Here is a 17,046-nt window from a genome sequence, read left to right as displayed (position 1 = left end):
TGAAAAATCCTGTGATCATGGTTTGCAAGGATCGGGCGTTCCGCAATTACCCCGCAGGTCATCGGTTTGCGCCCGCCGCGCCCCTGAACAGGGCTTCGGTCTCTGGATCGGCCGGGAACAGGGTCTCGATCCGCAGTTCGTCGGCGGTGACGTCCTGGGCCGTGCCGAAGGTGGCGACCACCGCAAACATGGAGATCCTCAGCTCGCCCACCTGCATCTGGAAGGGCATGACCGGCAGCAGGGCTGTGTCTGCGGCCGACCAGAGGACCTCGAAATCCTGATGGGGCGCCAGGTCATCCAGCACAGCCTGCATCTCCAGGCCGCCCAGGGTTTCGGCCTCCTTCTGGGCCCGGCGCCACATGAGGGGCCCCACAGCTGACCAGTTGGTGATGAAGGGCCTGATGCCGTTCGGGTGGAACATCAGGCGCATGAGGTTGCGCTGGCCGCCACCGATCCGCTCCCAGATGTCTTCCCCCAGCATGGCGCCCAGCATGTCGAAGGACCTGTTGGACATGGCGACATTCCAGGCCCGGTCCAGGGCGATGGCGGGGAAGGGCTCATGGGCCGACAGCATCATCTGCACGGCAGCCAGGACCTGGCCCATCTGGGGGTCGTCCAGGGTCCGGGTGCGGAAGACCGGCGCAAAGCCCGCGGCGGTCAGCCAGGCGTTGCGGTCGCGCAGGGGCACATCCAGTGTCTCGCTCAGCTGCAGGATCATGTTGCGGCTGGGATTGGCCCGGCCTGATTCCAGAAAGCTCACATGCCGCTGGGAAACTCCCGAAGCCAGGGCCAGGTCCAGCTGGGACAGGCGGCGCTTCTGGCGCCAGTCGCGCAGGTGACGGGGAAAGCCGGCTTCGGCCTCGGGACGGGTTTCCGGATTGGACAGGGACACGCAGGACTCCCGAAGTTTGATCCTACATGTCGCCCGGGCCGTGCTCGGGTCAATGACCAGAGAGGTAATTGACTGCATGCAGTCCTGGGCGTGTCATCAAGGCTCAATCTTGAGGGAGAGCAGCATGTCCGGGCTCTGGCGTTCGTGGTTTTTCATCTGGTGTCTGTCCATCGGCCTGTTCGGGGTGGTTCTGGCGGGCGGCGCCCTTCCGGCGACTGATGCTCCGGCCCGGCTGGTGCTGGCCATGCTGCAGGGGCCCAGCCCGGCCCTGTTCGACGCGCCTCTGCGGTTCAGCCTTGGGGTCATGGGCGGGGTCTCAATCGGCTGGGCGGTGATGCTGCACTTCGTCGTCCAGGAAGCCATTCGGCAGGGCGCTGCGGGTCGGTCCCTCTGGAACGCCATTACCGCAGGGATGATCAGCTGGTTCGTCATTGACTCGACCCTTTCCTGCGCCACCGGTTACGGGCTGAACGTGATCCCCAATATCGCCCTGACCGCCATGTACGTCGTGGGTCTGCTGAGGAGCGGGGCCTTGAAGGCCGAGGGGTGATTTTCCCCTCTCCGACCTGACACAAAACCCGTGTAGCGTCGGGGCCTGACCTGAAAGGCCCCGACCATGCTGTCCCTCATCCTCGCCGCCGCCCTGACTGTTTCCCCTGGCTGTGATCTGGAGAAGCCCAGCGGGGCGCCGGGCTGTACACGGGCGGCGGTGGACGCCCTGCCCATGACGGCGATCCAGGCGATCGGCACCCACAACAGCTACAAGATGGCCATTGCGCCCGCCGAAATGGCGACGCTGAAGGCGATCAACCCGAAGACCGCCGCCAGCCTCGACTACGCCAAGCCGCCCCTCAAAGACCAGCTGGACGCCGGGGCCCGGCAGATCGAGCTGGACTACGTCCATGATCCCGAAGGCGGCCGCTATTCAAACCCCCTTGGCCTGAAACTGGCGAAGGAGAAGGTTCCCTATGACAACAGCCTCATGGCGGCGCCGGGGCTGAAGGTCATGCATGTACCGGACCTCGACTATCGCAGCGTCTGCCAGACCTTTGTCCTGTGCCTCAAGGAGATGCGCGACTGGTCCCGCCGCCACCCTGACCATGTGCCAATCCTGGTGATCATGAACCTCAAGACCGACCAGATCCCGGTCCCGGGCGCGACGCAGCTTCTGCCCTTCGACGTTGCGGCCATGGACAGTATCGACGCCGAGATCCGGTCAGTCTTCCGCCCCGGCGACCTGATCACCCCCGACAGCGTCCAGGGCCGCTATCCCACCCTGCGTGAGGCTGTGGCTGCAGGCGCTTGGCCGAAGTTGAAGTCTGCCCGGGGCAGGTTCCTGTTCGCCATGGACGAGGGCCCGGCCAAGTCCGACATCTACCGCGCCGGCCGCAGGAACCTCGAGGGCCGGGTCATGTTCGTCAATGTGGATGAAGGCCAGTCGGCGGCGGGCTATATCACCCTCAATGAGCCGAAGACCCAGGCCGCCCGGATTGCGGCGGCAGTCAGGGCGGGGCTGATTGTCCGCACCCGCGCCGACGCCGATACCGTGGAGGCCCGCACCAATGACCGCTCGACCCAGATTGCGGCCTTCAATTCGGGCGCACACTATGTCTCGACGGACTACATGACCCCCGATAGGCGGTTCAGCACCTATGAGGCCCACCTGCCCGGCGGCGGCGTGGCGCGGCTGAATCCGGTGACAAAGCCCTGACGGTGCAACCGCAACCTCGAGGACGACACAGTGACTGACACCGCACTCCTCATCATCGACGTCCAGGTCGCCATAGTCACGGGCGCTTACCGCGAGGCCGAAGTGCTGGCCGCGATCTCGGACATGGCGGGCCGGGCCCGCGCCGCCGGAACGCCCGTCATCTATCTGCAGCATGGCGAAGACAGCTACGAGCCGATGAGGCGGGGTGCGGCGGGCTGGGCCATCCATCCGGAGGTGGCGCCTCACGAGGGCGACACTGTTATCGAAAAGACGGCTTCGGACGGCTTCTATCAGACAGGCCTTGCTGACCAGATCGCGCGGCTTGGGGTCAGACGGCTGGTCATCTGTGGCCTCCAGACCGAGTTCTGTGTCGACGCGACCGCCCGGGCCGCCATCTCCCATGGGTTCGACGTGGTCCTGGCTTCTGACGCCCATACGACAGGCGACGCGGTGAGCCCCGCGGAGACCACCATCCGGCATCACAATTATGCCCTTGGCCACCTGGCCCATCCCGATCACCGGATCCTGGTCCGCCCGAGCGCTCAGATCGAGTTTGTCCATGCCGGCAACCTAGGCTGAGCCCCTGAGGTTCTAACCACCGGTCACCCCGGCGGAGGCCGGGGTCCAGTTCATAGGGCTGTGAGCCTGCCTAGCGCCCCAGGAGCAGGTTTTCCGGAGGTGCCGCGACCTACGAACTGGATACCGGCCTTCGCCGGTATGACCGGGGGTGGGGGATCGGCAGAGACCACACAACCAACGCCGGTATTACCGGTGCGGAGCTCAGTCCGGCTTTGGACCGGGATAGTGGGGCAGGGCGTCGTCGAGGGGCAGCCAGGTCGCCTTGGACCCGGTGTGAAAGTGGAAGCCCAGGACGGTCTCCACCGGATCATCCAGGGTTCCGGCCCGCAGGCGCAGGACGTCGGGCGTGTCGGGTCTCTGGCTGAAAATGGGCGAGCCGCAATCACCGCAGAACACCCGGACCTTGCCCGGCGAGCTTTCAAACGCCCGCAGGGACGTCACCTCGCCCAGGAACTGGAAGTCCGCAGAGGGCACCGGAATATTGGTCGCGAAGGCCGAGCCCTGGGCCTTGCGGCACTGGCTGCAGTGACAGACCTGGATCGGCGCAAGGTCCCCATGGATCTCGAACCGGACGGCGCGGCAGAGGCATGAGCCGGTGTGCATTCATAGTCCCCTTAGTAAGTCGCCAGTCTCGCGACATGCCGTCATATAGAGTTGGAAATTTGAACAGTATACCGACAATAGAAGTCACTGATCTGTCGCAATTCCAACACGTATAGTGAAAATATCTGCAAAAAAACCGATGCAAGCCTGATCTAGACACCGGCCCCAGACCACAAAAAGGGGCTTTTCGTGCGCATTTCAAATTATCTGGCTACCACCAGCCTTGTCGCCATCGTCATGGCGGCTTCAACCCCGGCCATCGCGGCCGATGCAGCCGCCGCCAACGGCTCGGAGGCCCCGGCCCTGGAAGAAGTGGTGGTCACCGCCCAGAAGCGCACTGAAAACCTGCAGGACACGCCGATCTCGGTCTCGGTGCTGAGCGCCAGGGCCATGGAAGACCGCCACGTTCAGTCCCTGGTCGACCTCGGCGACGGCGCCATCCCGTCCCTGAAGGTTGCGCCCTTCTTCTCCCGCCCCGGCGCCCTGATCATGAATGTCCGTGGCATCGGCGTTCTCTCGGACAGCAATCAGCCCGCCCGGGACCAGGGCGTCGGCGTCTATGTCGACGGCGTCTATATGGGACGCCCGCAGGGTCTGGGCTCAGCCCTCTATGACATCGAGAACATTGAAGTGCTGAAGGGGCCACAAGGCACCCTGTTCGGCCGCAACACCGAAGGCGGTGCGGTCAACATCGTCACCAAGAAGCCCAGCGGAAAGTTCAAGCTCTCTGCCACGGCGGGCGCTGGCAATTTCGGCTCCTACAAGAGCGAACTCCACCTCGACCTGCCAAGCTTTGGTGATTTCGCCCTCAAGCTGGACGGGGTGATCACTGCCCGTGACGGCTGGGTGCAGAACCCCCTGCAAAGCGCCAGCGATTTCGGCGGCTATACCAAGCGCGGCATCCATGCCGGCCTGCTCTGGACGCCGTCGGCCGACTTCAGCGCCGACTACGCCTATGACACCTCTTACGACTCCACCACGACGCTCTACGCCCAGCTGCTGGTTCCTGGCCCCCTGAAATATGCGGCCATATCCCAGGTCCAGACCAGCCGCGCCTCCACCGCCAGCGTCGGCAGCCCCCAGCAGCCCAGCATCGGCAAGACCTCCGGTCACCGCCTGACTCTGGACTGGAAGATCAATGACAACATGACCCTCAAGTCGATCTCGTCCTTCCGGGACCTGAGCCAGGGTCAGTATGACAACGGCTCGGCCTCGGGCACCATGCTGAGCCAGTCGGGCGTCTTCACCGGGGTTACCTTCAGCCGCTACAGCCTGGCCCAGTTTACCCAGGACCAGAAGAGCCAGGAAATCCAGCTGATCGGCGATACCGAGACTGTGAAGTACGTGGTCGGCGCGCTCTATTATCAGGAGAACGTCCAGGACAACGCCCAGGCCTTCAACACCAACCAGTTCACTGACGCCGCCGGCTCGGCCTACACCATCCTGTCCCTGGACCCCACGAAGCAGCGGATCGATCGCGCCAGCCGGGTCGAGACCACTTCAAAGGGCGTATTCGGTCAGGCCACCTGGACCCCGAAGGTCCTCGACGAAGCCCTGCACATTACGGCCGGCGGTCGCTGGACCGAGGACCAGAAGGTCGGCCAGCTGTTCACGATCAATGGCGCCCTGCCTGTGGTCAATGGCGTGTCCGCCGCCCGCAACCTGAACACCTCCTGGTCGCGCTTCGATCCGCTGATCAATGTCGCCTATGACGTCAGCAGCGACGTACTTGTCTACGGAAAGTGGAGCAGCGGCTACAAGTCCGGCGGCGCCAATTCCCGCTCGCTGTTCTATTCAGCCTTCAATCCAGAAGTCGTCACCATGTTCGAAGTCGGCGCCAAGACCGAGTTCTTCGACAACCGCGCCCGCCTGAATGTCGCGGCCTATGCCGGGACCTACAAGGATATCCAGCTGGACTTCAGCGCCCAGTATCTTCAGACCGATCCCGTTACCGGCCTTCTGCTCAGCACCCTGCGCACCACCACGGAGACCACCAATGCGCCGGGCAATGGTGATCTGAAGGGCTTTGAAGCCGACTTCACCCTGGCTGCCACCGACAACCTGACACTTTCGGCCAGCTTCGCGCACAATATCGTCGACATTCCGGACACCCTGAACCCCTTCCGGCAGTCCAACGGCCAGCTGATCACCGTTCCGATCCCGATCTATCAGGTCTACACGCCCGAAAATTCCGGCAGCCTTGCCATGGACTATGAGGCGCCCTTCATGGACGCCAGGTTCATCGCCCACCTCGATGCCAACTATGACTCCGGCTATTATTCCAACTACACCGACGTCGCATATGACCCGGTGACGCGGGCTGTGACTGTCAAGCAGCCCAAGGGCGACAAGGCCTTCATCGTCAATGCGCGCATGGCGATAACGGAGATCCCGACCTCGGCGGGCAAGGCGACCTTTTCGATCTGGTCGCGCAACCTGCTCGACGAAGAGCACATCTTCGCCAACTTCATGAGCACGGCCGCAGGTCTCAGCGGCTTTTACAACGAGCCCCGTACGGTGGGCTTTGAAATCAATCTGAAGATGTAAGGCCGAAAGGCGAGGGGCTTTCCGCAATGAGGACCATGACCATGTTACGTACACTGAGCCTCGTTGCGGCCCTCAGCCTGGCGGCGACGCCAGTCCTGGCGGAGGTCGCGCACCGGGCGAGCCCGGCGCCGGTCGCCGCCAGCAAGGCGTCCTACCCGCGGACCATCCCTCTGGAAGGTCAGCGGAACTTTCGGGACCTCGGCGGCTATCGCACCGCCGATGGTCGCCATCAGGTGCGCTGGGGCGTCCTCTACCGCTCCGGCAGCCTGACCCAACTGACCGACAAGGACTACGCCGTCCTGGCGCCCCTGGGCATCACCTCGGTCATCGACTTCCGCTCTACAGCCGAGCGCGCCTCTGAGCCCACCAACTGGCGGGCTGGCGAGCCTGAAATCCTTTCGAAGGCCTACACCTCAAAGGGTGAAGCCGCCCTCATGGGCGCCATGCAGGGGCCCGACGCGTCCCAGGCCAAGGTGAGGGAGGCCATGATCGGCTTCTATCATCAGATGCCCGAGCAATATGCCGACCAGTACAGCGAGGTCTTTCATCGTCTGGCGGCGCACAAGTCGCCACTCCTGTTCCATTGCACGGCGGGCAAGGACAGGACGGGCCTGGCGTCTGCCCTGGTCCTGAGCGTCCTCGGCGTGCCACGGGACAAGGTGATCGAAGACTATGTCCTGACCGAAAAGGCCGGCGACTTCCGGGGCGCTGCAGCCTCTGCGCCGCCGCCTCCTGGGGACAAGGATCCCTATGCCTACATGCGCAACACCAAGTCCGACCTCATCGCTCCCCTGATGCGGGCGGACCCGGCCTATCTGGAGGCCGCCCTGGCCCAGATCACCAAGGACTATGGGTCAGTCGAAGCCTTTGTCCGCAAGCGCCTGGGCGTGTCTGCCGCAGAGCTCGCCACCATTCGCGCAAGGCTGCTGGAGCCCGTACGCTAGGGTCACAGGATCAGGCCCTGGTCCTCATGACTGGTCCCGGGCCTTGCGCTGGTCATAGTCCGCCCGTGCCCTGACCACCCGGGGCAGGGCGCCCTCGGCCCAGCCGGCCAGGGGCATGAAGAGGGTGACGAATTCGTCGCCGAAGGCGGTGAGCTCATAGCTGACCTGGACCGGCGACGTGGCGACCACCGTCCGGACCAGGTATCCGTCCCGTTCCAGCAGACGCAGGTTTTCCGTCAGGACCCGCTGGGTGATGTCGCCTATGGCCCGCTTGATGGCGGAAAACCTCAGGGGACCATCGGCCAGGGCCAGGAGGATCAGGGTCTGCCATTTGCCGCTGACCATGGCCAGGACGTTGCGGATCGGACAGTTGGCGCCGTCCTGCAGGGAGGTGACGGTTATCTGCAGCATACCGGGTATCCAAAAGGTGCGTAATTGACACTTGGTATCAGATTGATACCGAGCCCTGCAAGGCCGCAATTCCGGGCCAGACCAGAGGACGCTTCCATGACCCAGACCCCCATCAGCCCGACCCGCCAGATCGCCGAAGCCGCCCAGACAGCCCTGTTTACAGACTTTGATTCTGACCGGGCGCAGACCCTGATCGCCCCCGACTACATCCAGCATAATCCCGCTGTTCCCACGGGTCGTGAGACCATTCTGGGCTTCCTGCCGGCACTGAAGGCCAGCGGCCTGAAGGCCACCACCCACCGCACCCTGGCGGACGGTGACCTGGTGGCCTTCCACAACACCTATGAGAACGCCGACCTGTTCGGCGGCCCCAGGCTGGCAGGCTTTGACATCTACCGGGTGGCGAACGGCCAGGTGGTGGAGCATTGGGACAACCTGGCGCCCCTGGCCCCGGCCAATCCCTCCGGCCGTACCCAGACCGATGGCCCGACGGCGGTGACTGACGTGGCGCTGACCGAGGCCAACCGGGCGCTGGTGAAGGGCTTCATCGAGACCATTCTGATCGGCCAGGATTCTCCCGCCATCACCGACTTCATCAGCCAGACGGACTATGCCCAGCACAATCCCGGCATTGCCGACGGCCTGGACGGCCTCAACACCGCCCTGACGGCCATGGCCCGGGAGGGGCTCTCCATGACCTATACGCGCCTGCACCGGCTGGTGGCCGAGGGCAATTTCGTCCTGGCGGTTTCGGAGGGTCAGTTCGCCGGCGCCCACTCGGCCTTCTATGACCTGTTCCGCCTGGAGGCCGGCAGGATCGTCGAGCACTGGGATATCATCTCGGAAATCCCAATGGAGATGGCTCACAACAACGGCAAGTTCTGAGCAGGGGTGCGACAGGGCGCACCTTGCACCGCCTGGCGCCCCGTGCAATCCGTGATCATGATCGATTGCACCACAGCTTACGGTTTAAATTTTCAATTTCCGGCCCTGGACGCAACTGTAGGTCGGTCGTTGCGGGACCATGGGGAATTCGCCCGGATGGAGCTGGACTTCCTGGTGGAGTCCGCTGTGGGGCAGGGGACCTATATCGATGTGGGCGCCAATATCGGCTCCATCGCCCTGCCTTTCGCGCGCCGCAGGCCCGACTGGCAGGTCGTGGCGATCGAGGCTCACCGGGGAATCGCCGGTCTGCTGAACGCCAATGTCCTCAACAACCGGCTGTTCAACGTGGAGGTCTTCCACGCGGCCGCCGGGGCTGAGCCGGGTCTGGTGCAGTTTCCCAAGGCGCCCCTGTCCCAGCACCGGAATTTCGGCCAGATCGGCATCAATCTGACCGAAGAAGCGACCGAACCGGTCATGGTCGTCCGGCTTGACGACATCGCCCCGGCCGACACCCGTCTGGTGAAGATTGACGTCGAGGGCTATGAGCCCGAGGTGCTCAAGGGCGCCAAGGATCTGATCGCCAGAAAGTCGGCCATCTGGCTGGCTGAAGCCACCATCCAGCACCCCGAAGCCAGCCGTCAGGTCATCGCCACCTTCATGGACGCCGGCTATCAGGTCTTCTGGTTCTTCGCGCCCTTTGTGACCTACATTGCGGAAAAGGGCATTCCGGCCAACAGCACCGGAGGCGACGCCAATATTGTCGCCCTGCCGCCGGGGGTCGAGAACATCTGGAACCTGACCCCGGTCACCTCTCCTGCCGAGAGCCGGCCTGGCCACAGCGCCGCCTACCCCTATATGGGGCGGTATGGTTACAGCCTTGTCGGTCCGAAATAGGGCCTAGGCCGTGTCTGACCGGGCCTGACGGGCTAGCATGCCCACCCCAAGCCAGACACCGAGGATCGGGCTCATGCCCAGGCCCAGAAGCGGGACGGGGTAGGCGCCGACGAAAGGCGTCAGCACCCATCCGGCCAGCAGGGCGCTGAGGGCGGCGGCGCCCAGTCTTGCTTCACCTGATCGAAGGGCCATAAGCGGCCAGACCACCACGGCCAGCAGCAGGCCGCTCGCGACAACGCCAAGCAGGGGACTGTAGGCGAAGGCCAGGCTGATGACGCCCTCAACCTCCGGAACGGGCGGCAGGGGGTCGCGCCGGGTCCAGGCCATGGCGGTCAGGACCAGGCCTGTCAGCACCACCGCAGCCCTGACGGCTGGCCTGCCCGGACTGAGCAGGACAATGACGAGGCTGGCGGCGGCGAGGCTCGTGACCTGGGAGGCGTCGGGCTGGGCCACCAATATGGCGCCGCAGACCAGGGCGGGGCCCCAGGGCCAGGGACCTTTCCCGGCCAGCCCTGCAAGGGCCACCACCGCCGACGGCAGGACCAGCATGGCGGCGTTGAGGTGAACCGGCCCCAGATCCACCCATCGGCGGACCCCTTGCATGTCGGCGCTGAAGAGGGTGAGGAGCAGGATTACTGGCGACAGACGCAGGACCAGGGCCTGCAGCCCCGTCCACCGAACCGCTGCAATCCCTGTGGCCAGCAGGGCTCCGGCCCCCCAGGCTCCGAAATTGCGCAGTCCAAGGGCCAGGGGCGCGCCCTGGGACACGGTTATGAAGACACCAAGAGCGACGGTCGCGAGGGACAGGAGGCCGAAGGTCGCAAGAGGTCTGGAGGCGGTGGTCAAGGCTGGTCGCCCTCCACCCACTGGAAGACCTCGATCAGCGGAACCCCGAACGCCCTGGCGATCCTGAAGGCGGCCTCCAGGGACGGCGCGTACTTGCCGGCCTCGATGGCGGCTATGGTCTGCCGGGTCATGCCGATCTTCAGCGCCAGCTCGGACTGGGTCATTTCCCCGTGCTCGAAGCGCAGGCGCCGGATGTGGTTGGCGATGGGGGGAGGGGCGGCCATGGCCTAGAGGCTCCGCCGGAACATGACGATCTGGGCGGCGGCCACGACGAAGGTTGCGATGACCAGGTCCAGCAGGGCGAAGTTCAGCAGGTCGATCTTGCTGATCTCCATATGCCCGGGAATGGCCAGGGCCAGGACCCCGACCATCAGGACATAATAGCCGATGGACCGGGCGCGCATCTGGATCAGGGCCTCGCGCTCATCGGCCAGGGCCCTGTCCGCCGCCGGGGTCAGACGGGCCGCCAGGGCGTGCAGGCCGACCTGCAGGGCTACGAGACCGACCACGCAGGCCAGCAGAAGGTGAAGGACTTCAAGGCTCGGGACATGGACAAGTCCCGTGGCCAGGGCGCCGAAATAGATCCCGAAACACAGGGCGACGCTGACCAGGGTGATCCAGGCTGAGGTCTCGCGAAAGGACATGTCGGGCTCCATGATGGAAAGTATTCTTGACATAATGTAAATAATCACTGACATCATGTTCAAGTTTCTTGACCTGTTGATAGCCAGACAAGGTCGCCGCTGCAACGCCTCAAAGGAGCGTCCCGTGAACTTCAGACTTCTGCCCCTGATCGCCCTGCTCGGCCTCACCGCCTGTCATGACCTGAACGCCATGCATGACCGCATGCGGGCGCATCTACATGGGGGACCCCATCACGGCGGGGCAGCTGGCCAGCCGGGCTTCAACATGCAGGGCAATGACCAGGCGGCCTTCTTCGCCAACCCCAACGCCCACGCCTTCTATGACCTGTCAGTGAAGACCTTCGCCAATGGCGCCGACAAGGTCGACTTCCCAGCCTACCAGCAGCAGTCCTACGCCATCTTCCGGGCCCTGGGTTCATCCATGGGCGGCTCGCCGGACGCCATGCAGGACCACCTGAAGGACATTCCGGCCCAGATGGTCCAGATCGTGAAGGACGATCCGACGGCCCTGAAGGACTATGAAAGCTTCATCACCGCCATGGTCGGGCCGCAGTAGGGTCCCTAGTCACCCCGCACGGCTGCCTCAATGGCGGCGATGTCGATCTTGCCCATGTCCATCATGGCGGTGAAGGCCCGCTGTGCGACCTCGCCGCCCCGGGCCATGGCGTTGGACAGGGCCCGCGGGGTGATCTGCCAGGAGAGGCCCCAGCGATCCCTGCACCAGCCGCACTGACTTTCCTCGCCGCCATTGCCGACAATGGCGTTCCACAGGCGGTCTGTCTCTTCCTGGGTGTCGGTGGCGATCTGCATGGAGAAGGCCTCGCTGTGCTTGTACATGGGCCCGCCATTCAGGCCGATGCAGGGCACGCCCATCAGGATGAACTCCACCGTCAGGGCGTCTCCCGCCTTGCCGCCGCCGGGATAGTCGGTGGGCGCCCGGCTGACCCCGGTGATCTTCGTGTCCGGAAAGGTCTGCGCATAGAAGGTCGCCGCGGCTTCGGCGTCCTTGTCGTACCAGAGGCAGAGGGTCATGGGGGACATGGGGTGCTCCTTTCGGGGGCTAGCTGACGAAGCCCAGGCCGCCTGCGATGAAGATCAAGGCTGGGGGCAGGATGGTCCACAAGGGCGATTTCGGGAAGGCCAGAACACCGACGCCGCAGGTCAGAAGCAAGCAGATCCCCATTGTGAGTATCAGACCCTGATCTCCACGGGCGGCGGCCACGGCGCCCAGCCCGGTGAGACTGGTCAGGGGGCCAGCCATCAGAAACCAGAAGGCGGCCCTGCGCTCGTCGGATTCGGCGAAACGGCCGGTGAAGCCCTCCCGCAGGGCCGCCAGCAGGATGCCCCGGTAACGGGTCAGTCCAAACCCGATGTGGACCAGACCAAGCCAGATCAGGTATTTCGCAGCGAGCATGACCATTTGGTTTTCCCGGGCGGGTAGGCGACGGGTGAACGGTATCAGGACCCCCGCCGGATCGCGACACCGACATGCACAGTTCATCCCGCGCGACAAGACCCGTTTGGGTCAAGACAGGCCGCGCAGGGTCCGCAAGTCTGCCCGAAACCGCGTGACCGGGGCGCCTGCCTGACTCCGGATCGCCGTTCGGGAAATCAGCCAATGTCGAAGTCCAATCTGTCTCGCCGGGTCCTTCTGTCCTCAGCCGGGGCCCTTGGCCTGGCGGCCCTCGCCGGTCCGGCCGCCCGGGGGCAGACCCCAGCTGGCGACTTCGCCGTGGTCGAGGGCGCTGTCGCCTCCCTGGCCGGGGTCAAGCGGGTGATCATCGCCAACTTTGTCTGCGCCTTTCAGCTGGACGGCGCCGTGCGCAAGGACAACGCCACCCGGTTCGGCAACCTCGTCCTGGGGGGCGGAAACGCCCGGGAGGTGGCCGCCCAGATGGTCTGGCAGAATCCGGACACCGCCATCATGCAGTCCATCGCCGATGAGGGCCTGGCCGCCTTGAAGGCTGACCTGCGGGCCAAGGGGATCGAAGTGCTCGATGAGGCCCTGCTGGCGGCCCAGCCGGCCTATGCCAGCATCCTCACCGGCACAGGCCTGACCAATCACGGGACCTATACGGTTCTCAACATCACGGACAATTCCGGGACGGGCGCCCTCAACGACCTCGACCATAACGGGACCGTCCAGGTGGTCGGCGCCACCGGCCTGCCGCCCTATAACCTGTCGCCCTTCGAGGGCAGCACCTGCTGCTATCTCAACGGCAAGACCTATCCGTCCAAGACCGCCTATTATGCCCCGGGCTGGGAGATCGAGATCGGCAAGGCCCTGGACTGTGTGGTGATCAAGGCCTGGCAGTTCATCAACTTCACCCAGATCTCCGGCGGGGTGGTCCGCAATGGCTGGGCCGGGGGCGTCGGCGGCTCGACGGTGGAGTTCTCGGCGACGGCCCAGTCGGCCGTGCGGTTCCGCGAGGAAAAGACCCGCCTGTCCTTCCGCCTGCCCACCAGCACCAACGCCAAGCGGGTGGTGCGCTCCATGGGCCCCAAGGATGGCGACGTCATCGTCACCCTGGCCCGGCCGGTCCTGGTGGGAAGCCAGTACTATGAGGTGGCCAGCACCGGGGCGACCGCCGGCCAGTCCCTGCGCGCCTCCCTCGGCGGAACCACCCACTTCAACTTCGCTGCGACTCTGAGCGATGCGGCGGCCTACCGGAAGGATGTGGGCCTGCGCATGTCAGGGGTGCTGAAGGGCCTGGTGGGCGCGGCGTTCGGGGGGTAGGGGGCTAAACATCGCCGGGCGGATCGGCTCTTATGCGGGGCCATGCCGCCAGGAGCCCTGCCATGACCCCGCACTATCTGGAAATCGTCACCGAGGACGTCGACGCCGTCTGCGCCGCCTATGAGGCCGCCCATGGGGTGAGCTTCGGTCCCGCCGTGCCTGAACTGGGCGGCGCCCGGACCGCCGTCATGGCCGGCGGCGGCGAGGTGGGGGTGCGGGGGCCCTTGAGGCCCGGCGAAGCCCCGGTGGTGCGGCCCTACTGGCGGGTGCAGGACATTGACGCGGCCGTGGCTGCGGTTGCGGCCCAGGGCGCGACCATCGCCATGGCGCCCACGGACATGCCGGGGCGGGGGCGGTTTGCAATCTACCTCCAGGGCGGGGTGGATCATGGGCTTTGGGAGGTTTGAACCCCGGTCACCCCGGCGCAGGCCGGGGTCAAGTTGATGGGGCTGCGTAGTGGGCCAGGGTCCCAAGAGCGACCCCTCCGGAAATGCCGTGACCTACGAACTGGATACTGGCCTCCGCCGGTATTACCGGGGGTGGGGGTAGATGTCGCGACCTATCAGCCCCCCACCGGTCACCCCGGCGGAGGCCGGGGTCCAGCTTATAAGGCTTTGAGCATGATGGGCGCCCGAGGAGCGGCCTTTCCCGATGCGCCGTGACCTAGGACCTGGATACCGGCCTCCGCCGGAATGACCGGTGGGCATTTGACCTCACCCCCATTCCAGCGAATGATCCTCCCAAAGCCTGGGGAGGCGAAGCGTGCATCTAAGTCTGATCGACGGGTCGATTCTGGGGCTCTACCTGGTGGTGGTGCTGGCGGTGGGGTTTCTGGCTTCCGGGCGGACCCGGAGCGGGACGGACTTCTTCCTCGCCGGGCGGTCGATCCCGGCCTGGGTGTGCGGCCTGGCCTTCATCTCGGCCAATCTGGGGGCGCAGGAAGTCATCGGCATGGGCGCTTCGGGCGCCAAGTACGGCATGGCCACGGCCCATTTCTACTGGCTGGGCGCCATACCGGCCATGGTCTTCATCGGCATCTTCATGATGCCCTTCTATTACGGCTCGAAGGCTAGGTCGGCCCCGGAATACCTGCGCCTGCGGTTTGACGAGAAGACCCGGGGGCTGAATGCGCTCAGCTTTGCGGTGATGACCATCATCGGGTCGGGGGTGTCCATGTACGCCATGGCCAAGCTGATCACCGTATTGCACGTGCTGGACGCGCCGTTTGCGGCCCTGCACCTGCCCCAGACCTGGATCTTCCATGCGGCCATACTGGCCTCGGCCCTGGTGGTCATGACCTATATCTACGCCGGGGGGCTGCGGGGGGCGATCTATAACGAGGTCCTGCAGTTCTTCCTGATCGTGGCGGGATTTGTCCCCCTGGCCTGGCTGAGCTTCAAGGCGGTAGGGGGCTGGCAGGGCCTGACCACCACCCTTGATCCCTCCTACCTGCATGTGTGGGAGGGGATGGGCAGCCCCGAGACCAACCGGATGGGGATCGACGCCGGCAGTCTGATCATGGGCCTGGGGTTTGTCCTGTCCTTCGGCTACTGGACCACCGACTTCCTGGTGGTGCAGAGAGCCATGGCGGCCGACTCCATGGGTGCGGCCCGGCGGACCCCCCTGATCGCCGCCTTTCCGAAAATGCTGTTTCCCTTCCTGGTGATCGTGCCCGGTCTTGCGGCCATGGCCCTGACCACGGCCTCCATGAACCCGGCCCACGCCAGTGGCGTTGGGGCCAGTCCGGCCGCAGCGTCCCAGGGGATCATTCCGGTCAAGCTGGACGCGGTGACGGGCAAGCCCATGCTGGATGCGGCGGGCAAGCCCCAGCTGGACTATGACCTGGCCACGCCGAACCTGCTTATCAAGAGCCTGCCCACCGGCATGCTGGGCCTGGGGCTGACGGCCCTGCTGGCCAGTTTCATGTCGGGCATGGCGGGCAATGTGACGGCCTTCAACACCGTCTGGACCTATGACATCTACCAGGCCTACATCCGCAAGGAGGCGTCGGACGCCCACTATCTGACCATGGGCCGGATCGCCACGGCGGCGGGGATCCTGCTGTCCATAGGCGCGGCCTATATGGCCACCCAGTTCAACAACATCATGGACCTGATCCAGCTGATCTGCGCCTTCGTCAATGCGCCGGTCTTTGCGACCTTCCTGCTGGGCATGTTCTGGAAGCGGGCCACGGGGCATGGCGCCTTCTGGGGCCTGCTGGCCGGGACGGCGGCGGCGGCCCTGCACCATGGCCTGACCCTGTCAGTGGGGGCCGTGGCGGGGATCAAGGGCGGCTGGCTGGGCCTGGTCCACACCTATCCCAGCGAAATGGCCCAGAACTTCACCACCGCCATCTGGGCCTGGAGCGTCTGTTTCGTCCTGACCATTGTCGGCAGCCTGATGACCAAGGCCCATGACGAGGAGTCCCTGGTGGGACTGGTCTATTCCCTGACGCCCAGGGTGGATGAGCCCGCCAGCGCCTGGTTCAAAAGCCCGGTGGTGCTGGGGGTGATTGTCCTGGCCGCCACCCTTGCCCTCAACATTGTCTTCTGGTGATCCCCATGGATGTCCGCATGCCCATTGGACTGCTCTGCGCCGGGATCGGCCTGCTGCTGATCCTGGCCGGGTTCATCACCCCGGCGGCCGAGCTGAAGCTGGAGGCCATAGGCTTCAACCTGAACCTGGTCTGGGGGGCGGTGATGCTGGCCTTCGGGGTCGGCGCCATGGTCATGGCCCTGCGGGCGGAGAAGCATCGGGATTAGGGGAGATGGCGCCGCGCTTTTCTGCTCGATTTTCGGGGCGGGGCGTGGTTTTCGGGGGGCATGATGCTCGTTAAAGCCACCGCCGCCGACCTGACCGCCGCCGCCGCCCTGGTGAACTCCGCCTATCGGGGGGACTCCTCCCGGCAGGGCTGGACCACTGAAGCCGACTATGTGGATGGCCAGAGGACGGACCCGGAGACCCTTGCCCGGGAACTGGCCGAAATTCCCGGCGCCCGGCTGATGCTGGTCAAGGCCGGAGATGAGATCAAGGGCACGGTCTGGCTGGAGCCGAAGACCGAAGAGGTCTGGTATCTGGGCATGCTGGTGGTCCGTCCGGGCGAGCAGGACCAGGGATCGGGCCGGGCCATTCTGGCGGCGGCCGAGGATCTGGCCCGGGCCGAAGGGGCCCGGCGCATGGAAATGACCGTGATCTCGATCCGCGCAGAGCTAATCGCCTGGTACGAGCGCCGGGGTTATCAGAAGACCGGCGAGACCCGGCCCTTTCCCTATGACATTCCCAGGTTCGGCGAGCCGCAGGTTCCCGGCCTGGAATTCGTCGTTCTGGAAAAAATACTTTAAAAACAATAAGTC

Annotated in this window: 21 protein-coding genes; 13 read left to right on the top strand and 8 right to left on the bottom strand. The window is 65.0% G+C overall.

What is annotated here, in order from left to right; all coding sequences use genetic code 11:
- Window positions 1-58: 58 nt before the first annotated feature.
- Window positions 59-970 (bottom strand): transcriptional regulator, encoded by a 912-nt coding sequence (locus tag CFE28_12840; GenBank protein ID OYU70802.1) that lies wholly within the window; start codon window positions 968-970, stop codon window positions 59-61.
- 46 nt (window positions 971-1,016) lie between these two features.
- Here CFE28_12840 and CFE28_12835 point away from each other — a divergent pair, with 46 nt between their 5' ends.
- The 3 genes from CFE28_12835 to CFE28_12825 all read left to right on the top strand — a co-directional run bounded on the left by CFE28_12835 (window position 1,017) and on the right by CFE28_12825 (window position 3,182).
- The gene (locus CFE28_12835) at window positions 1,017-1,442 is read left to right on the top strand and encodes a hypothetical protein (GenBank protein OYU70801.1); all 426 of its coding nucleotides are present in this window, start codon (window positions 1,017-1,019) and stop codon (window positions 1,440-1,442) included.
- A 66-nt stretch (window positions 1,443-1,508) separates the two neighbouring features.
- Entirely contained in the window at window positions 1,509-2,603 is a 1,095-nt protein-coding gene (locus CFE28_12830; GenBank protein ID OYU70800.1) for a hypothetical protein, read from the top strand.
- A gap of 30 nt (window positions 2,604-2,633) precedes the next feature.
- The gene (locus tag CFE28_12825) at window positions 2,634-3,182 is read left to right on the top strand and encodes a cysteine hydrolase (GenBank protein ID OYU70799.1); all 549 of its coding nucleotides are present in this window, start codon (window positions 2,634-2,636) and stop codon (window positions 3,180-3,182) included.
- A gap of 201 nt (window positions 3,183-3,383) precedes the next feature.
- Here the strand turns inward: CFE28_12825 and CFE28_12820 are convergent, their stop codons facing one another.
- A complete protein-coding gene (locus CFE28_12820; GenBank protein ID OYU70798.1) occupies window positions 3,384-3,785 on the bottom strand; it encodes an aldehyde-activating protein in 402 nt (133 codons plus the stop codon).
- Window positions 3,786-4,022: 237 nt separating this feature from the next.
- Between CFE28_12820 and CFE28_12815 the strand changes: the two genes are divergently transcribed.
- Together CFE28_12815 and CFE28_12810 are read left to right on the top strand one after the other, a co-directional pair.
- Window positions 4,023-6,332 carry a TonB-dependent receptor gene (locus CFE28_12815; GenBank protein ID OYU71698.1) on the top strand — a complete coding sequence of 770 codons (2,310 nt, stop codon included), beginning with the start codon at window positions 4,023-4,025 and terminating at the stop codon, window positions 6,330-6,332.
- Between the two features lie 26 nt (window positions 6,333-6,358).
- Entirely contained in the window at window positions 6,359-7,276 is a 918-nt protein-coding gene (locus tag CFE28_12810; GenBank protein ID OYU70797.1) for a protein-tyrosine-phosphatase, read from the top strand.
- A 24-nt stretch (window positions 7,277-7,300) separates the two neighbouring features.
- On the opposite strand, the gene CFE28_12805 is transcribed toward CFE28_12810, so the two are convergent.
- Window positions 7,301-7,687 (bottom strand): transcriptional regulator, encoded by a 387-nt coding sequence (locus tag CFE28_12805; GenBank protein ID OYU70796.1) that lies wholly within the window; start codon window positions 7,685-7,687, stop codon window positions 7,301-7,303.
- Between the two features lie 96 nt (window positions 7,688-7,783).
- Between CFE28_12805 and CFE28_12800 the strand changes: the two genes are divergently transcribed.
- Entirely contained in the window at window positions 7,784-8,572 is a 789-nt protein-coding gene (locus CFE28_12800) for a hypothetical protein (protein ID OYU70795.1), read from the top strand.
- A 57-nt stretch (window positions 8,573-8,629) separates the two neighbouring features.
- Entirely contained in the window at window positions 8,630-9,466 is an 837-nt protein-coding gene (locus CFE28_12795; protein OYU70794.1) for a hypothetical protein, read from the top strand.
- Between the two features lie 3 nt (window positions 9,467-9,469).
- Here the strand turns inward: CFE28_12795 and CFE28_12790 are convergent, their stop codons facing one another.
- From CFE28_12790 to CFE28_12780, 3 genes are read right to left on the bottom strand one after another with little or no spacing between them, the layout of a single operon-like run.
- On the bottom strand, window positions 9,470-10,312 hold the full coding sequence (locus CFE28_12790; GenBank protein OYU70793.1) for a hypothetical protein: 843 nt from the start codon (window positions 10,310-10,312) through the stop codon (window positions 9,470-9,472).
- Complete coding sequence (locus CFE28_12785) at window positions 10,309-10,536, bottom strand: transcriptional regulator (GenBank protein OYU70792.1); 228 nt, start codon at window positions 10,534-10,536, stop codon at window positions 10,309-10,311. Before CFE28_12785 ends, CFE28_12790 begins: the two co-directional genes overlap by 4 nt.
- 3 nt (window positions 10,537-10,539) lie before the next feature.
- A complete protein-coding gene (locus CFE28_12780) occupies window positions 10,540-11,013 on the bottom strand; it encodes a hypothetical protein (protein OYU70791.1) in 474 nt (157 codons plus the stop codon).
- Between CFE28_12780 and CFE28_12775 the strand changes: the two genes are divergently transcribed.
- Complete coding sequence (locus tag CFE28_12775) at window positions 11,012-11,512, top strand: hypothetical protein (protein ID OYU70790.1); 501 nt, start codon at window positions 11,012-11,014, stop codon at window positions 11,510-11,512. The two genes, CFE28_12780 and CFE28_12775, sit on opposite strands and share 2 nt — an antisense overlap.
- A gap of 5 nt (window positions 11,513-11,517) precedes the next feature.
- Here CFE28_12775 and CFE28_12770 read toward each other — a convergent pair whose 3' ends face one another.
- Together CFE28_12770 and CFE28_12765 are read right to left on the bottom strand one after the other, a co-directional pair.
- Complete coding sequence (locus CFE28_12770; protein OYU70789.1) at window positions 11,518-11,997, bottom strand: hypothetical protein; 480 nt, start codon at window positions 11,995-11,997, stop codon at window positions 11,518-11,520.
- A gap of 19 nt (window positions 11,998-12,016) precedes the next feature.
- Complete coding sequence (locus CFE28_12765) at window positions 12,017-12,376, bottom strand: hypothetical protein (GenBank protein ID OYU70788.1); 360 nt, start codon at window positions 12,374-12,376, stop codon at window positions 12,017-12,019.
- 198 nt (window positions 12,377-12,574) lie between these two features.
- On the opposite strand from CFE28_12765, the gene CFE28_12760 reads away from it, so the two are divergent.
- From CFE28_12760 to CFE28_12740, 5 genes are all read left to right on the top strand, one after another.
- The gene (locus CFE28_12760) at window positions 12,575-13,693 is read left to right on the top strand and encodes a hypothetical protein (GenBank protein OYU70787.1); all 1,119 of its coding nucleotides are present in this window, start codon (window positions 12,575-12,577) and stop codon (window positions 13,691-13,693) included.
- Window positions 13,694-13,755: 62 nt separating this feature from the next.
- The gene (locus tag CFE28_12755; protein ID OYU70786.1) at window positions 13,756-14,100 is read left to right on the top strand and encodes a hydroxylase; all 345 of its coding nucleotides are present in this window, start codon (window positions 13,756-13,758) and stop codon (window positions 14,098-14,100) included.
- A 355-nt stretch (window positions 14,101-14,455) separates the two neighbouring features.
- Window positions 14,456-16,249, top strand: coding sequence for a Na+/galactose cotransporter (locus tag CFE28_12750; protein ID OYU70785.1), 1,794 nt, complete (start codon window positions 14,456-14,458; stop codon window positions 16,247-16,249).
- A 5-nt stretch (window positions 16,250-16,254) separates the two neighbouring features.
- Window positions 16,255-16,455 (top strand): hypothetical protein, encoded by a 201-nt coding sequence (locus CFE28_12745; GenBank protein OYU70784.1) that lies wholly within the window; start codon window positions 16,255-16,257, stop codon window positions 16,453-16,455.
- Between the two features lie 60 nt (window positions 16,456-16,515).
- Window positions 16,516-17,034: a GNAT family N-acetyltransferase gene (locus CFE28_12740; protein ID OYU70783.1), complete on the top strand. Its 519-nt coding sequence runs from the start codon at window positions 16,516-16,518 to the stop codon at window positions 17,032-17,034.
- Window positions 17,035-17,046: the final 12 nt, after the last annotated feature.

The sequence above is a fragment of the Alphaproteobacteria bacterium PA2 genome, assembly GCA_002256425.1.
Lineage (GTDB): Bacteria > Pseudomonadota > Alphaproteobacteria > Caulobacterales > Caulobacteraceae > Phenylobacterium.
Note: the sequence above shows the minus strand (reverse complement) of the source record. Positions and strands in the feature narration are given on the sequence as shown.

Coding starts and splice junctions, on each gene's coding strand:
- CFE28_12765 (OYU70788.1), bottom strand. CDS start 12,376: ATGGTCATGCTCGCTGCGAAATACCTGATCTGGCTTGGTCTGGTCCAC.
- CFE28_12810 (OYU70797.1), top strand. CDS start 6,359: ATGAGGACCATGACCATGTTACGTACACTGAGCCTCGTTGCGGCCCTC.
- CFE28_12830 (OYU70800.1), top strand. CDS start 1,509: ATGCTGTCCCTCATCCTCGCCGCCGCCCTGACTGTTTCCCCTGGCTGT.
- CFE28_12740 (OYU70783.1), top strand. CDS start 16,516: ATGATGCTCGTTAAAGCCACCGCCGCCGACCTGACCGCCGCCGCCGCC.
- CFE28_12805 (OYU70796.1), bottom strand. CDS start 7,687: ATGCTGCAGATAACCGTCACCTCCCTGCAGGACGGCGCCAACTGTCCG.
- CFE28_12820 (OYU70798.1), bottom strand. CDS start 3,785: ATGCACACCGGCTCATGCCTCTGCCGCGCCGTCCGGTTCGAGATCCAT.
- CFE28_12775 (OYU70790.1), top strand. CDS start 11,012: ATGTTCAAGTTTCTTGACCTGTTGATAGCCAGACAAGGTCGCCGCTGC.
- CFE28_12840 (OYU70802.1), bottom strand. CDS start 970: ATGCAGTCAATTACCTCTCTGGTCATTGACCCGAGCACGGCCCGGGCG.
- CFE28_12770 (OYU70789.1), bottom strand. CDS start 11,997: ATGTCCCCCATGACCCTCTGCCTCTGGTACGACAAGGACGCCGAAGCC.
- CFE28_12785 (OYU70792.1), bottom strand. CDS start 10,536: ATGGCCGCCCCTCCCCCCATCGCCAACCACATCCGGCGCCTGCGCTTC.
- CFE28_12780 (OYU70791.1), bottom strand. CDS start 11,013: ATGATGTCAGTGATTATTTACATTATGTCAAGAATACTTTCCATCATG.
- CFE28_12795 (OYU70794.1), top strand. CDS start 8,630: ATGATCGATTGCACCACAGCTTACGGTTTAAATTTTCAATTTCCGGCC.
- CFE28_12835 (OYU70801.1), top strand. CDS start 1,017: ATGTCCGGGCTCTGGCGTTCGTGGTTTTTCATCTGGTGTCTGTCCATC.
- CFE28_12815 (OYU71698.1), top strand. CDS start 4,023: ATGGCGGCTTCAACCCCGGCCATCGCGGCCGATGCAGCCGCCGCCAAC.
- CFE28_12745 (OYU70784.1), top strand. CDS start 16,255: ATGGATGTCCGCATGCCCATTGGACTGCTCTGCGCCGGGATCGGCCTG.
- CFE28_12755 (OYU70786.1), top strand. CDS start 13,756: ATGACCCCGCACTATCTGGAAATCGTCACCGAGGACGTCGACGCCGTC.
- CFE28_12800 (OYU70795.1), top strand. CDS start 7,784: ATGACCCAGACCCCCATCAGCCCGACCCGCCAGATCGCCGAAGCCGCC.
- CFE28_12760 (OYU70787.1), top strand. CDS start 12,575: ATGTCGAAGTCCAATCTGTCTCGCCGGGTCCTTCTGTCCTCAGCCGGG.